The sequence below is a fragment of the Paenibacillus sp. FW101-FHT12H11 genome (assembly GCF_058790355.1).
Map to the genome: position 1 here is coordinate 628439 of NZ_JBYTCO010000001.1, position 15483 is coordinate 643921.

Below are 15483 nucleotides of genomic sequence, written 5' to 3' on the forward strand. Positions count from 1 at the left end.
ACTCGGCGGTTCAAGTGTTTAATGCCGCTGTTATCCAAGCGGGCATTCCGACGGCGCTGGGCGCGGCGATTACTACTGCGCAGCAGGCGTTGACGGATCATCCGGAAGGCACGGATGTAGGGCAAACTTCGGCAAAAGACCGCGCTACCTTGCAGACCGCGATAGATGCGGCGCAGGCTATTGCCGACGATGCGAAGAATCAATCTCAGACTCGATTAGATGAAGCCACTGTCAGTTTGAACGAAGCTATGGCGGCATTTGAAGCCTCTTGGGTGGGAGTGGTGTTAACCGCATCGGCTAATGATTTGTATGGAACAAACGGCGCGCTTCGCTTTACGGTATTTTACGGATACGAAGTAACCGTGAGTGGGACACCCGCCGTTCCAATCATGATTGGAGATGATTCCGTCACTCAGACGGTATATCAGATGGTATATGCCCCGTATACAGGAGAGCGCGGCACAGCATTGACAAAACTTACTTTCGAATATGAAATTCCGGCAGGGCTCGCAGATGTTGACGGAATAAAAGTTGCCGCTTCATTGGACCTCCCGAACGGTGCAAGCATTGTTCGCACCTCCAACGGACTTGCGGCTTCGCTGAATTACGTAGCACCAGACGCGAGTGGAATACGTATCGTAGCGATACCGCCCGATGTTGCCCTGACGGCTGCATTGAACGGTTCGGCAAGTAACGCGATCAACGTAACCGCAAGTGTGTACGGCGTGACTGCGGGAAATACGCTGACAGAGCTCCGTTGGCTGCCTGGAAGCCTCAACGAGGCTGATTTTGCTAGGGGAACGAAAGGAACCGATATTTTGGCTGCATCTCAATTCACGATTACGGCCAACGGCGACTATACCGTATATGCCCTAGATAAAGCAGGTAATGAAACAGTGAAAACCATCACTGTTACTGGGATCTCAATCCCGTCTTCATCGGATAATGGCGATGGACCTATGACATTAGGGACGGCTGTGACGACTGGGACGACCGTAAAGATAAATATGAACGGCGGGATTACCGCTCTTGTCGATCCTTCCGACATCAAAAAGATTACGCGTTCGGACGGCACGGTGGTCGAACAGATCGTCCTCTCCGAACGGACGAGGGAGAGGGTACTGGAACTCTTGAAAGATGCGAAGGAACCGTTTGTCAGCATTAAAATTGGAAATCGGGAGCAATCGGTACAAACACAGTTTCCGGCTGACTGGATTGCGCATATGGCCCAAGCTTATCCTAATGCAGTTATCGAGGTGAGGCTGAACGACTCCAGTTATCAATTGCGGTTAAGCGGTATCGATCTGACCGGCTTGGCGGAGCGTCTCAACACGGAAGTATCGGATATGAACGTGAACATCCTACAGGCGCAGGCCGGCGAGAATGTTCGACAAGAGATTAATCGGATCGGCGTTTCCCAAGGTTTTACTGTTTTTGCCGACGTCATTGATTACCAGGTGACGGCAGAAGCAAAAGGGCAAACGTTGGAGGTGCATGACTTTGGCGGATCGTACACGATTCGGACCATAAAGTTAGACCGAGAGAACATGAACCGTAACCTGGTTGCCGTTCAGTATATCCCGGCAAACGGCACCGTCGTTTTTGTTCCCTCACAGCTGGAAACCGGTCCAGATGGCAGAACAGAAGCGATTTTGAAAGTGCCACATAACAGTGTATACACAGTTGTAGATGTGCAAGCACGAACGTTCGCCGACTTAAACGGACATTGGGCGAAAGCGGATGTCGAGTATCTGGCGTCCAAATTGTTGGCGAACGGAGTGGCGGCCGACCGTTTCGCGCCAGAGGGAACCATCACACGAGCGGAATTCTCAGCTTTGCTCGTTCGCGGGCTAGGGCTATCCATGAAGGAGAGCGGAGGCAGTGCCCGTTTTGCGGATGTCCCGGCATCTGCATGGTATGCATCTGCAGTAGATACGGCAGTGGCTAGTGGCTTGGTTAGCGGCGTCGGTGCCGGCCTTTTTGCACCCAATGCCCCGATTACCCGCGAAGAAATGGCCGTTGTGATCGCGAGCGCCTTAGCCTTGACCAGCCATGGAACTGGCAGCGAAGGGCAAGGGCAAAAGGGCGGCAGCCAACATGTTTTCACGGATCGAGAATCCATTTCTTCATGGGCGCAAGAAGCGGCAGTCCGAGCTTCGGAAGTCGGCATTATGAATGGGATGGAAGACGGGCGTTTTGCCCCGACGGAGTATGCAACGAGGGCACAGGCAGCAGTTATACTGAAAAGGTTCCTGCAGTATGTACATTTTGTTAAATAAATATGGTTACAGAAAAAGTCGCATCGGATGCGGCTTTTTTATTTTATATCCTCAAGTTCTTAAGTCTGCTAGTCGACGAAATGTTAAGGGAGAAGGGTAGATACTCGATGAATAAGCATGTATATTGAAAAGGAGGTTTACTTAGGGCTGACCCGCATGGCAGTTCCATAGTGAGGAGAGACGCTGTAGTGAGCACAGTTCAATGGTTGTCCGTACTGCTTTTTTTGGCAGCGGGATTCATGATATACGTTGCGTTTTTGTCCTATCAGCAACGGCATTTACCAGTCGCTAGAACGATGATTCTGATTATGACAGGAGCGGCTTGGTACGCAACTGGTTAAGCCGCAACTTATACGAAGTTAAGCTTTCGCTTCAAATTGAATATGTGGGCATTCCATTCGTCACGACGCTTTGGCTCTTCCAGGTCATCCAATTCTCTGGGACGGCTTCGCGTTACCGAAAACGCCTTGCGGCGGCCCTATTCGTAATCCCTGTAGGGGTCTTTTTTTCCCATTTGACCAATGAGTGGCATCACCTTTTTTATGAGCAATATATCTTCAATGAATCTACTTCATTTCCGTTGTATATAACAGTTAAAGGGCCATGGTATAAAGCACATACGCTGTATAATTACTTCGTATTATTGTGTGGATTTTTTCTGTTTATCCCGATGTATTGGCGGTCTTCAAGAATCGTTCGCAAGCAAATTATCATACTGACCATGGGAGCCGCAGTGCCCCTACTGTTCAATATTACCTTGTGGTTTGGAATGGTGGTCGATTTGACGCCTTTCGGGTTCGCAGTGTCTGGGATCGTCTATGCCTGGGGAATTCTGCGATTCAATTTGCTCCGATTTACACCGCTTGCGTTGACTCAAGTGTTCGACACCATCCGCGATGGTGTTATTCTGCTCGATTACAAGGATCAAATTGTCAGTTACAACAAAGCGGCCGAAGGCGTCTTACCGGAACTCACATGGACGAAACATTACCCTGCCTATGTCGGGGAGGTTCTCTCATCGAATCCTGAATTGATTCACCCCATTCTTGACTCTCATCACGGAAACGAGCGGTTCTCGTTCTACAGATCCCAAGCTGATGGCCATAAAAATAACTATTATCAATGCAGTGTATCGTTCATCTATGATTCAGGCACGCCCATTGGAAAAATGATCCTGTTTAATGATATCACGGAGTTGAAAGAAAACGAGGCAAGGCTGCGTGAGAGTGCGAACCAGCTTTTGGAATTAAATGCGTTTAAGGACAAGATGTTTACGGTTGTGGCACACGACGTTCGTGATCCGATCGCGCATTTGGTCAGTATAACCGAACTGCTTGGTGAAGAGCTTGCTGCGGATAACAATGAGCATGCCGAATTGTTCGGAGTACTCCAAGGACAAGTACAGAACACGTTTTATCTTGTGGAGAATTTGCTCGACTGGTATCGCAACCAGAAAGGGAATGTCGTGTTTCGACCGCTAGGCTGGAATTTACAGCAAGTCGTTCGTCAAGCCTTGTTACTAGCAGAGTCGAAGGCAGGAATGAAGCATATTGTGCTGAGAGAGCAAATGGACGAGCAATTTACAGTTAGCGCGGATAAAGAGATGCTGGATCTCATTCTGCGGAACTTGCTATCGAATGCAATCAAGTTTACGGGCATTGGTGGATGGATTGAAGTTGGAGCTGATCTGGACAAGGATAGGATTGTTGTGACTATAAGCGATAATGGAGAAGGAATGGACGAAGAGACCGCGGACATGCTGAGCCGTGACGATACATTTATCAAAGTGCCGGACCCTGAACAAGGTGCAGGGCATGCTAGATTTGGGCTTATGTTAACTCGTGAATTTATTGCGATTCATGGAGGGAATCTGTGGTTTGACAGCGTGCCTGGAGTGGGAACGACGGTTTATTTTACTTTACCTTTACACAGTTCAAGAGGCGGGATGGGTGTAATAGACTATCGGAAGGAAGGCGAAGAGGCATGAAAGTTATTTTGGTAGACGATGACGCGACCATGCATTTAATTTTGAGCAAAATGCTGCATAAGCTGCCAGAGGTTCATGTTGTTGGCGCCTTCGCGGATGCGAAATCTGCTGCCCTCTTTTTACAAGAAAATACAGATATCGGCCTCGCATTCGTTGATATCTCCATGAAAGGTGAGAATGGGCTGGAATTCGCCGCAAGGTTAGGAAACGCTGGATCTCCTGTTCAAATTGTGTTCGTCACCTCTCACAAGGATTTTGCCCTAGAAGCTTATGATCTTTCAGTGATTGATTATTTGGTTAAGCCGGTTTCCCAAGAGAGACTGCAGCGAACCGTGCACCGTGCGCTTCAGAACTGGCGGGCTTTTCATCCGCCAACGATCCAGGTACCAGCGGCGCAGGAAAGAAAAGCGATTGTTATTACAGTGCTTGGAGACGTTGTTGTAAGCAATGAAACGGGCCGAGTGAAGTGGATCTCGCGAAAATGCGCAGAGCTATTTGCCTATCTCCTGCTTTACCGAGGTAGACGTATTCCACGTTCTAAGTTGGTTACGGATATTTTTGGCGGTGTGGAGCAAGCAGGTGCGGAGAGCTATTTGAATACAACCGTGTACCAACTGCGCAAGTCGCTGGAACAGCTTGGTATGCGCGAGGTCATACGTTCTGAGAACGATGGCTATGCACTTGAGTGGAAGGACGCAGATATTGATTATGTAGAGTTCGAAATGAAAGCGAATGAACTGCAAACGATCGATGCCAGCCAAGTGGAAATTGCTCTAAGCGTTGAACGGCTTTATACAGGTGATTTGTTTGGCGATAAAGCGTATGTATGGGCTATTCACGAAACGGAACGTTATCATCAAATGTACACTTCATTCGTCAAACGCCTTGTCGCCGTACTGATTTCGTCGGGAGATACAGGCTCGGCTTCAAAGTTATTACTAAAGCTTAAAGAGTACAATCCGTTAGATGAGTCGGTTATCCACCATTTGATGATCATATGCGAAATGGCGGGGGACAAAAAGGGATTGACCGTGCTGTATACAGATTATGTTCGGCTGCTTCATCAAGAGCTAGGTATTCGCCCTTCTGATGAGTTGACCGTTCTATACAGTTCGTTAGTTCGTGCAATCACAGATAAGAAGCCAAAAACCGCGAAGCCTTGAGGCGTCGCGGTTTTTGGTTTTTTGGGGTTCTACATATTTTGCATGATTAAAATGTGTAAAGGTCTGATAATTACATAATAATAACCGAATTTTTCTATAGGATTTGGGTTCATAATGGGATAATCTAAGAAGAGGCACTGACGATATTGTGGTCAGTGTCTCTTTGTACTCATCCTAAAGGAGTTGGCACCGTGTTTACTGACCGATTTCGACGGCTATCCTTCCGGGATATGAAGATTAAGCACAAGTTAATCGTCGTCATGATGCTCTTAATTATATTTTTTTGCATCGTTGTCATATCCTGCTTGCAGTTCATTTTCCATGCTTATGATGACATGTTATATGGGCAATCCGCGCAAACGATCAACAACTCGATCGGTGATATAGAGAATGAGGTCAGCAATATTGAAAAGCTGTCGCTTACCATTGCAACAGATCCTCGCATTCAAGATCAGCTTGCCAAGGTAAAAGGTATGACCAATGAATATGATCGTGCACAAGCATTAACCGATTTTAAAAATAAAATTTTTGTCTATATGCTGACCGAGAAACATATTTCATCCATTCAATTTATGAATGATGCTGGTTATAGTTTATTGATTGGCCAGAGTGCGCAGATGCCGGAGGAAAGCAAACAACAAGAGGTTATGATGAAAGCGAGACAAGCAAAAGGAGGCAACGTTTGGGTGGATCCGGATGCCGCACATCCTTACTTATTAGCGGCCAGAGAAATACGTTCCACAGGTCCGAATTTGTTGGAACCGCTGGGTACGCTTATTTTTCAAGTGAATTTGCAGTCTGTCGTCCAGCAGCATCAAATTATAACCAAAGATAGTGGATTACTTTATATCTGGAAAGGCAATCAGCCTATTTATACACCTGGTCAGGGTTTTGAGCCTCAAGTTGATATGCGCGACAACAAGCAAGGGTATACGATTCAGAAGATAGGCGGGGTAAGCTCTTTCATTGCCTATACGACTTCCCGAGAAACAGGTTGGACCTATTACAGTGTCTTATCTTATAACGATATTTTTAAAAAGAAAAATGATTTGCGATTCGCCCTTCTAGTGGTCGTACTTCTCTTATGCATGCTTGTAATTGCAATTAGTTACCGCTTCGCCAGAGGAATAACGAAACCCATTGAACTCTTGACGCAACAGATGAGGCACGCGGAAAAAGGCGATTTCGGAATGATTGTCACTCATTCGCCAGAGTTTGACCGCTCGGATGAAGTTGGTTATTTGCAGAAACGGTTTTTCATTATGATCCAAAGAATCGATGCTCTGATCGAAGAAAACTACAGCCGGCAAATTATGTTGAAGGATACAGAATTCAGAGCTTTACAAGCACAAATTAATCCTCATTTCTTGTACAACACACTGACCTCAATCAATTGGATGGCGAGGGTAAACGGACAATCGGCGATCTCTAGCATGGTGGAATCGCTCAGCAGACTGCTCCGTAACGCCATTAACAATAATGGGCAAGTTATTACCGTTGGCGAAGAGATTGGCTTGCTGCAAGATTATATGAACATTCAAAAGGTAAGATTTGAAAACGAATTGCAGTTTGTACTCGATATCGATGAGAGCTTCTATCAGTACCGAATCCCCAAAATGTCCCTTCAGCCCATTGTTGAGAATGCGATTAAACACGGATTGGAAAATATGCTAGGAGACTGCACGATTACGGTTACAGCTGTTCAATTGGATGAACGGATTGAAATCTGTGTTACAGATAATGGTCCTGGCATGAACGAAACAGCCCTAGAATTATTGAGGAAATTTGAAATGCCATCGAAAGGAACGGGGATTGGACTCAAAAATATTCACGAGCGCCTGCAACTCATGTTCGGGGAGTCGGCGGGGCTTTTTTTCAGCAGTACGTCAGGGCAGGGCACACAGGTTACGATTAAGTTTCCGAAGGAGCGTGTAACAGATGTATAAAGTTCTATTAGTAGACGATGAGAAGCTATCAAGAGACAGTATAGCAAGTTTAGTGAACTGGCATGAGCACGGATTGCAGCTAATTGGAGCCGCGAAGAACGGATTTGAAGCTTTGGATTGGGTGGACAAGGAGCTGCCGGATATTGTAATCACCGATATAAAAATGCCGATCATGAGTGGTCTTGAACTTATTGGCAAGATTAAGGGAAAAAGAAATGATACGGTATTTGTTGTGCTTTCCGGATACGACGAGTACGAATATATGAGCGAAGCCATGCGTTATGGGATTAAGCATTACCTACTTAAACCATGTAATGAGGTTCAAATCATCGAGGTGTTGAGCGAAATTAAACGGGAAATGATTAGTAGGAGTACGGAGCGGGAATTCTTCACGAAGCTAAACAGCAATTTTAATCGGGTACTCCCTCATGTAAAGGAACAGTTTTTAAGAGATATTGCGCTTACTGGCACTTATAATCAGCGAGACTTCGAAGAGTTTATGGCGATGTTTCATATCAACGTTCAATCGTTTCAGCTTGTTCTTGTTCAGTTTGGGGAGAGCTGCGGTTATTTGGAAAAGTTTGCTTTGAAAAACATTGCCGAAGATTTGTTTACGCCGGAGAAGCTTTACTTAAGTACGGTTGTTGAAGACTGTGTACTTTTATTAGTACAATCTATGGACTTTAACGAGCTAGCCGATGTTGTAAATCAAGTTAGAGATATCTATAAGTCCTATTACAAATTAGAACTGTTTATGGGTGTTAGCGGAATCGGGGGCTTCAAAGATATTCGTAGTATGTATAAAGAGGTACATGACGTACTTCGGTATCGATTCTACTTTACGGAAGGATGTATTCTCACCCGTGATGATGTTCACGTTACTTCAAAAGTTACTTGGCGGGTTGATTTCAACGCGCTTTTCGAAGCAATTGCCTCTTCCGTCAAGGCGGGAGATGTGAAGGATGTCACTCAGAGACTCCAATCTCTCTTCCATATCTTCGAAAATCATCGGATGGAGATCAACGAGGTGAAATCTCACTGTATGGAATTGTACATGATTGTTATTCGCCAAGGACTTAACCCACCGACCTCCGAGAAGATGTTTCAAGTCGTTAAATTTCAAGAATTAGATACCTTGCACGGGACATTTGCATTTCTGAGTTCGGTATCTGAAGAAGTAGCTAGCTCCAATTATCAAGAATCGTCCAGCAATCAGAATAAGATGATCTCGACTGTCCTACGAATCGTCGATGAACATATCGGAAACCCGGAGTTATCTTTAACGTGGATTGGGAAAGAGCTTCTGTATATGAACGTGGACTATTTAGGAAGATTATTTTCGAAAGAAACCGGTGTTAAATTCTCGCAGTATGTCCTGGAACGAAGAATGGATCAGGCCATCCGTTTGATTGTACAAGCGGGAGATTTGAAAATATACGAAATCTCCCGATTAACCGGCTTCAGAGAAGACACGCAGTATTTCAGTAAAGTATTTAAAAAATATACGGGATTCACGCCTTCCGAGTATAAACGGAATTTCGATGAAGGCTCAAGCAAGTAGCCTGGTCATGTAAAAAGTCGAATTTTTGCATAGAGGTCATCGAGTTATTGCATTGTTCCCAAAGCCTCGCAGAGGTACGATGATAGCAAGACGAGTGGTATTCTCAGGGCCCGAAAATAACCATTGGTTATCGATCACATATTTTCCCACAGGAATGGATATGACAGGAGGGTTTATGGAGATGAAATATAAAGCGATAACGCCGATAGTGGCAAGTTTAGCCGTTACGATGGCACTAACAGGTTGCTCTAGCGGAACGAAAAATACAGATACGGCTACAGCAACTGCAGGAACAACATCAAACTCGCCGAGCCAAACGGCAAGTATGAAAGCAAGCACTTTGCGCGTGCTGTGGTGGGGTTCTCAGCCAAGACACGATGCAACCAATAAAGTGTTAGACATGTATAAAAAAGACAATCCCAATATTTCTTTCCAACCTGAATTTCAGGGATTTGACGGCTATTGGCAGAAAGTTACCCTTCAGGCTGCAACCAACAATATGCCGGATGTGCTGCAATATTATGTAGGTTCTGCTGACACGCAGCAATTCATGGACAAAAATTTAATTGCACCTCTTGATGATCTGGTGGCAAATAAACTTATCGATGTTAGTGATATAAGTGAGAGTGCATTATCAAGTGGAAAGCTTGGAGGGAAGCTGTATGGTATACCTCTAGGTGTGAATGCCAAAGCCATGGTTGTAGATCCAGAGGCTTATCAGAAAGCAGGATTGACGATTCCGACGAACGGCTATGCGACATGGGAAGATCTTGGGAAAGATTTGGTGAAGTTGAAGGCGGTTACAGGGACATACGGCGCTGACGACCTTTTTGGTGAAAACTTCATGTTCCCCTATTATGCTCGGCAGATGGGGCAGGTTCAATACGCAGACAAAACGGGGATCGGTTTTGATGAAAAAACGTATGTAGACTTCTATACGATGAAAAAGAATTGGAGTAAAGAGGGACTGATCCCGCCGATCGATGTCATCCTTTCGATCAAGTCGCCTGAAGAGTCCAATATTGCCAAGAAGAAATCTGCTGTCAATGTTATCTATACTAATCAGTTTGAAAGCATTTCCAAGGCAGCCGGAAAGGAACTAAAGCTTATTCCTCTTCCAGGGCCTAACGCAACCAAAGCAATGGATTTGCGACCAGGTAATCATTTTTCAATTCCGGTTAACTCAACAAATAAAGAAGAAGCGGCAAAATTCATCAGCTACTTCGTTAATAATGTAGAGGCTAATAAAGTACTCAATGCGGAGAGAGGCATGCCGGTTGCCGGAAAAGTAAGGGACGGTATTAAGGATGGATTTACACCAGAGCAAAAGGTAACGGCTGCTTATATTGATCAGGTTGCCAAAGCGAGCTCACCCATGGATCCTCAGCCGCCTGCTGGTTCTACGGAGATTGAGAAACTTATGCTGGATTTGGAACAGCAAATCCTGTATAACAAGACAACTCCTGAGCAGGCTTATGCGACATTGAAGAGCGAATCACTTAAAATTTTGGATAAGAATAAAAAATAGGAAGTCGGACTTGCGCATATAAGACATACCCAAAAAGGCTAGCTTAACGGCTGCCTTTTTTTAATACGGATGAGGTGACGAGAAGTGAGAAAAACAGCTGTGCGTTCGGAGTTTGAAAATGGGGCAGGCTATCTATTTATTATGCCGTGGATGGTCGGGTTTTTAGCTTTTACATTGGTTCCTTTGATTTGTTTGGTTTACTTTTCGTTTACGAAATATGACTTGTTATCTTCCCCAAAGTGGTTGGGATTAGACAATTATGTTGAAATTCTAACGAATGACCCTAAATTTATACAATCCTTGAAAGTTACTTTCATTTACGTACTTATTGCCATTCCTGCTCGCTTGATCGTTGCACTCGCAATAGCTTTGCTGTTAAATACGAAGTATCGACTTGTAGGAGTTTATCGCACAGTGTTCTACATACCTTCTATTATCGGTGGGAGTGTTGCTGTTGCCGTTATGTGGAGATTATTGTTTTCTAGAGAGGGTGCCGTCAATTCATTCATTGGTTATCTGTTCGGTAAAGCCCCTGATATTTCTTGGGTTGGGGACCCGAGTACCGCCTTAGGTTCAATCATACTGCTAAGCATGTGGCAATTTGGATCTCCGATGGTTATTTTTCTGGCTGGCCTAAAAAACATTCCAGCTTCCTATTATGAAGCTGCTGTCGTGGATGGGGCGAACGGCTGGCAAAGATTCATCCGTATTACCTTACCGCTGCTCAGTCCGATTCTCTTCTTCAATTTAATCATGCAAATTATCGGTGGTTTTATGACGTTTACACAAGGTTTAATTATTACAGGCGGGGGTCCTTTGGATAAAACGTTATTTTACCAACTGTATGTATATCGAAGAGGGTTCGAATTGTTTGAAATGGGTTATGCCGCTGCCTTGTCCTGCATTCTGCTAGTCATTGTTGCAGTCCTGACAGCCATCGTATTTAAGACGTCAAATTCGTGGGTTCATTATGAATCAAAGGGTGAATGAAATGACAACAACTTGGAAATCGTTACTGCCTAAGATAAGTTTCCAGATCTTGTGCGTTCTCATTGCTGTACTGTCGTTGTATCCCGTTATTTGGATGATAGCTAGCTCCTTTAAAGAAAGCGCTAGAGTTTTCGCAGAATCGCATTCCTTGATGCCGCAAGTTTGGAACTTCTCTAATTATGCCCGTGGTTGGAAAGGATTTGCGGGAATTTCTTTCACCACCTTTTTTACGAATACGGTCGTTATTGTTCTATTGTCTACGTTAGGTACTCTATTGTCTTGTTCATTGATTGCATATGGCTTCGCAAGAATTAAATTCCGGTTTAAAGGGTTTTGGTTTGCAACCGTGATGGTGACGATGCTGCTTCCCTCGCAAATTGTTTTGATCCCGCAATATATCATTTTTTATAAAATACATTGGATTAACACGATACTTCCCTTAGTCGTGCCTTCCTTTTTCGGGAGTGCGTTCTTTATTTTCCTCATCATGCAGTTTATTCGAACGATTCCGTATGAACTCGACGAGTCCGCGAAAATTGATGGCTGTAACCGATTCGGTATTTACTTGAAAATTATCATTCCTTTGGTTGTACCAGCACTTGTTACATCGGCTATCTTTGAATTCTATTGGACCTGGGATAAGTTCTACGAAGCTATGATTTATTTAGGAAAGCCATCAATGTACACCGTAAGTGTAGCGCTGCGCATGTTTGCCGACCCGAGCTCACAGACGGATTGGTCCGCTATGTTCGCTATGGCAAGTCTATCTTTGCTTCCGCCTGTTATCGTATTTTTTATTTTTCAAAGATATATCGTGGATGGAATAAGCACGACGGGGCTCAAAGGGTAGCGAGTTGAAGGGTTAAACGGAGTGTGAATTCTAGAAAAACAAAGGAACCGTCAACGCTATGACGGTTCCTTTGTTTATAGTTCCATTTTCTGTGCGAGACTCATTTCCACACACATGAGAATAAAGGCACCTGCTCCGTGCAAATCGTTCTCGCTGGTAGGGCGTGCGATATAGTGGGCGTAGTCTCCGATCCCTGTGCCAATGCAGATTTGACCGATGATTACGTTGCCATTCTCATCGAACTTCAGTGTATCAATGACTCCTTGATAGCCTTTCCAGGCATACGCCAAATACTTAGGATCCAGATAACCGAATCGTACGGCTTTGGCAATCGCATGAACATACAAGGACGTACAGGAATTTTCCAACCAATTATCTATTCGATCACCTTTGTCGACAACCTGATACCATAAGCCAGTTTCATCATCCTGATATTTCGTCAAGGCGATGAGCAGATCCTGAAGAATGGCTGTCAGCGCGGCTTTATCCTTATGATCTTCTGGGAGGTATTCGAACATTTCCAGCAGAGCGACAGGGTACCAGCCAATGGCTCTTCCCCAGAACTCGGGAGCGAGGCCGGTATCCGGGTCCGCCCAAGCCGCTGCTTTGGTTTCATCCCAACCATGATACAGCAAGCCAGTGTTAGGATCTTTGGTATGCCTTTCCATCAATAACGCTTGGAAGGTCATCAGGTCGAAATAGTCGCTTTCGCCAAATGTCTGACCGAACTGCACAGCAATGGGTCCAGCCATATATAATCCGTCTAACCACATTTGATTAGGGTAATGTTCCTTATGCCAGAACCCGCCGGACGGATTGGTTTTCCATGATTTTATAAGGGGAACAAGCGTATGCAAGGCTTTTTTATATCGTTCATCGCCGGTTTGCTCGAATAGGTTAAAAAGAAGCACGCCAGGCTGAATATCATCCAGTTCGTCCGGGTTGAACTTCTTGATACTGCCATCTGCGAGAATCTGGCTGTCCACCCAGCGTTTGATATAATCATAGTATTTATTATTATTGGTTTCCCGCCAGCATTTCTCCATACCGGACAGAAAGACACCTTGATGATAATGGAACCGGTCTGGAGGAAGTAATTCCGGCTCAAATTTGAACATTAACGCCTCGCAGGCTTTTTCCGCCCACTCAATGGGAGATCTGGTCTCTTGTTCTGTGATTCTGATTTGACTATTAACTTCTGAAGAACTCATTTGGTTCATTCCTCCTTCTTGTACGTAAGGCAATCATAACAGAGGAATATGTACATTTTTTGCGATGATGTTCGAAAACTACCTATATCTTGCGAGAAATGCACAGTGGCGTATAATAAATGACAAATGGATGGAGAGGTGGGCAAGGAATGGGAGAACTTCAATTCGAAAACCGAGAAGGTACCTTCTCGGTTTCCCACAGGAAAGCGCTAAGTCACAATATGCCGATCAGCCATTTTCACAGTACCTTCGAGATCTTCTATTTAATGTCTGGTAAAAGGGAGTTTTTTATTAAGGACAGGACGATGGTAATTAACGAGGCTGATGTCATCATCATCTCTCCCAATATTCTGCATCGGACTACGAATACGGAAAAGCCCAAGCATGAACGGCTCATCGTGAATATTCATGAAACCTATATGGCTTCAGTCAATGGGGCCTATCGGGATATTTTACAGCCTCTTTTTGAGAACGAATATCTTATCGTAAAATGCTCTTTGCAGGACCGGCTTGTTATCGAGGACCTTGCACAACGAATCATACAAGAGATGCAGGAGAGGAAACCTGGGTTTGAAATGTATGCGCAAATTCTAGTGCTGCAGCTGCTCATCATTTGCTGTCGATATGTCAAACAAAATAGCATGGAACCGGCCGAATCACCAAGCCCCATGCATGAAAGAATCTCGGAAGTTGTTAAATATATCAACAATCATTATACGCAGGAACTGTCACTTCATTTGCTGGCAGAGAAGTTTTATGTGAGCCCTTATTATTTGAGCCGATTTTTCAAAGAAGCGACTGGATTTACGTTTGTGGAGTATTTGAACAGTGTCAGGATTAAGGAGGCAAAGAAGCTTCTGGAGCAATCCAATATGAAGGTTAGCCTGATTGCCAAGAAGGTAGGCTTCGGAAGTGTTACGCATTTTGGCAGAGTGTTCAAACTAGTCACAGGTTATGTGCCGCTATACTTTAGAAAGAATTAGGATAGCGAGGTGAAATTTTATACGGAGCGTGAAGATGAGTTACCAGAGGTGCATACCTCTGGTTTCTTAATTTCGGGTATTCAATTGGAGTTTTCTAAATTGATTGGGACTAACTTGTTCCAGATGTTTAAAAACGGTACTGAAATAGTTGGCATCTTCAAAACCTGATAAAAAGGCAACTTCTTTGACTTGCATAGAGGGGTTCAGCAACATAAGCTCCTTGCTCTTTTTTATTCGAACGGAATTAATATACTGAAAAATTCTTACATTGGTTGTTTTCTTAAATACGGTACATAAATGCTGCGGGGTAAATTCCGTAATCTCTGCCATTGTTTCTAAAGTGAGCGGATGATTAAAATGTTGGTCAATATAATCAAAAAGTGGCTTAAGTTTATTATTCATATGGGTTGCACTATTGTTTGGGTGAGTAGAAGTGTATTGCACGATGTCGGTCAAAAGGGAATAAATAACGCTGGAACATTGGATCCCTTTCAAACTGCCGTCCGATTGTTGGATGCCTAAGGCACTTTGAATTTTGGATAAAAGAATATCGGGTCTAAGTACATACAGGGCACCAGAGGATTGAATGCCTGCGTTCTGCCTCAAGAATGACCCCACTTGATGGCCGTCGAAGACGATCCAATCCACGATCCAGGAAGGAGTTATCGCGTAATATTCATGAGGGGTTCCTTTTAACAGCAGCATAGCCATACCTTCTTTTACTCGATATGTTCTGCCTTCCGTCAGCAACTCACCTTCACCCTCTATGCATTGGATCCACTGATATAAATATCCTTCGGGACGCACAATAGGTTCCTGACTCCAGTTCGAGCCTACATCGACTAGATAGTAGGGCAGTAATCTATCTGATTCTGTAATGATTGGTATGCGTCTCTTCAAGTGATATACCACCTTAATATTTTAATATAATACTTAATATTCTTAGATTGTTTGAGGTTTAATTGAATTTTATAATATGAATATA

At 44.3% G+C, this 15483-nt stretch carries 12 protein-coding genes; 10 read left to right on the forward strand and 2 right to left on the reverse strand.

What is annotated here, in order from left to right:
• The 9 genes from AC3WTJ_RS02710 to AC3WTJ_RS02750 all read left to right on the forward strand — a co-directional run.
• Positions 1–2279 (forward strand): S-layer homology domain-containing protein (locus tag AC3WTJ_RS02710; protein WP_492520450.1); only part of this gene is annotated, 2279 nt, incomplete at its 5' end.
• Between the two features lie 188 nt (positions 2280–2467).
• On the forward strand, positions 2468–2620 hold the full coding sequence (locus AC3WTJ_RS02715; protein ID WP_492520451.1) for a hypothetical protein: 153 nt from the start codon (positions 2468–2470) through the stop codon (positions 2618–2620).
• Complete coding sequence (locus AC3WTJ_RS02720; protein WP_492520452.1) at positions 2602–4266, forward strand: sensor histidine kinase; 1665 nt, start codon at positions 2602–2604, stop codon at positions 4264–4266. The genes AC3WTJ_RS02715 and AC3WTJ_RS02720 overlap by 19 nt, the downstream gene beginning before the upstream one ends.
• Positions 4263–5429 carry a response regulator gene (locus AC3WTJ_RS02725; protein ID WP_492520453.1) on the forward strand — a complete coding sequence of 389 codons (1167 nt, stop codon included), beginning with the start codon at positions 4263–4265 and terminating at the stop codon, positions 5427–5429. The genes AC3WTJ_RS02720 and AC3WTJ_RS02725 overlap by 4 nt, the downstream gene beginning before the upstream one ends.
• A gap of 191 nt (positions 5430–5620) precedes the next feature.
• The gene (locus tag AC3WTJ_RS02730) at positions 5621–7375 is read left to right on the forward strand and encodes a cache domain-containing sensor histidine kinase (RefSeq protein ID WP_492520454.1); all 1755 of its coding nucleotides are present in this window, start codon (positions 5621–5623) and stop codon (positions 7373–7375) included.
• Entirely contained in the window at positions 7368–8936 is a 1569-nt protein-coding gene (locus tag AC3WTJ_RS02735; RefSeq protein WP_492520455.1) for a response regulator transcription factor, read from the forward strand. Before AC3WTJ_RS02730 ends, AC3WTJ_RS02735 begins: the two co-directional genes overlap by 8 nt.
• Before the next feature lie 181 nt (positions 8937–9117).
• The gene (locus AC3WTJ_RS02740) at positions 9118–10464 is read left to right on the forward strand and encodes an ABC transporter substrate-binding protein (RefSeq protein ID WP_492520456.1); all 1347 of its coding nucleotides are present in this window, start codon (positions 9118–9120) and stop codon (positions 10462–10464) included.
• A gap of 84 nt (positions 10465–10548) precedes the next feature.
• Positions 10549–11454 carry a carbohydrate ABC transporter permease gene (locus AC3WTJ_RS02745; RefSeq protein WP_492520457.1) on the forward strand — a complete coding sequence of 302 codons (906 nt, stop codon included), beginning with the start codon at positions 10549–10551 and terminating at the stop codon, positions 11452–11454.
• A gap of 1 nt (position 11455) precedes the next feature.
• On the forward strand, positions 11456–12304 hold the full coding sequence (locus tag AC3WTJ_RS02750; protein WP_492520458.1) for a carbohydrate ABC transporter permease: 849 nt from the start codon (positions 11456–11458) through the stop codon (positions 12302–12304).
• A 74-nt stretch (positions 12305–12378) separates the two neighbouring features.
• On the opposite strand, the gene AC3WTJ_RS02755 is transcribed toward AC3WTJ_RS02750, so the two are convergent.
• Positions 12379–13515, reverse strand: coding sequence for a glycoside hydrolase family 88/105 protein (locus AC3WTJ_RS02755; protein WP_492520459.1), 1137 nt, complete (start codon positions 13513–13515; stop codon positions 12379–12381).
• A 149-nt stretch (positions 13516–13664) separates the two neighbouring features.
• Between AC3WTJ_RS02755 and AC3WTJ_RS02760 the strand changes: the two genes are divergently transcribed.
• Complete coding sequence (locus AC3WTJ_RS02760) at positions 13665–14498, forward strand: AraC family transcriptional regulator (protein ID WP_492520460.1); 834 nt, start codon at positions 13665–13667, stop codon at positions 14496–14498.
• Between the two features lie 66 nt (positions 14499–14564).
• Here AC3WTJ_RS02760 and AC3WTJ_RS02765 read toward each other — a convergent pair whose 3' ends face one another.
• Complete coding sequence (locus AC3WTJ_RS02765) at positions 14565–15398, reverse strand: AraC family transcriptional regulator (protein ID WP_492520461.1); 834 nt, start codon at positions 15396–15398, stop codon at positions 14565–14567.
• Positions 15399–15483: the final 85 nt, after the last annotated feature.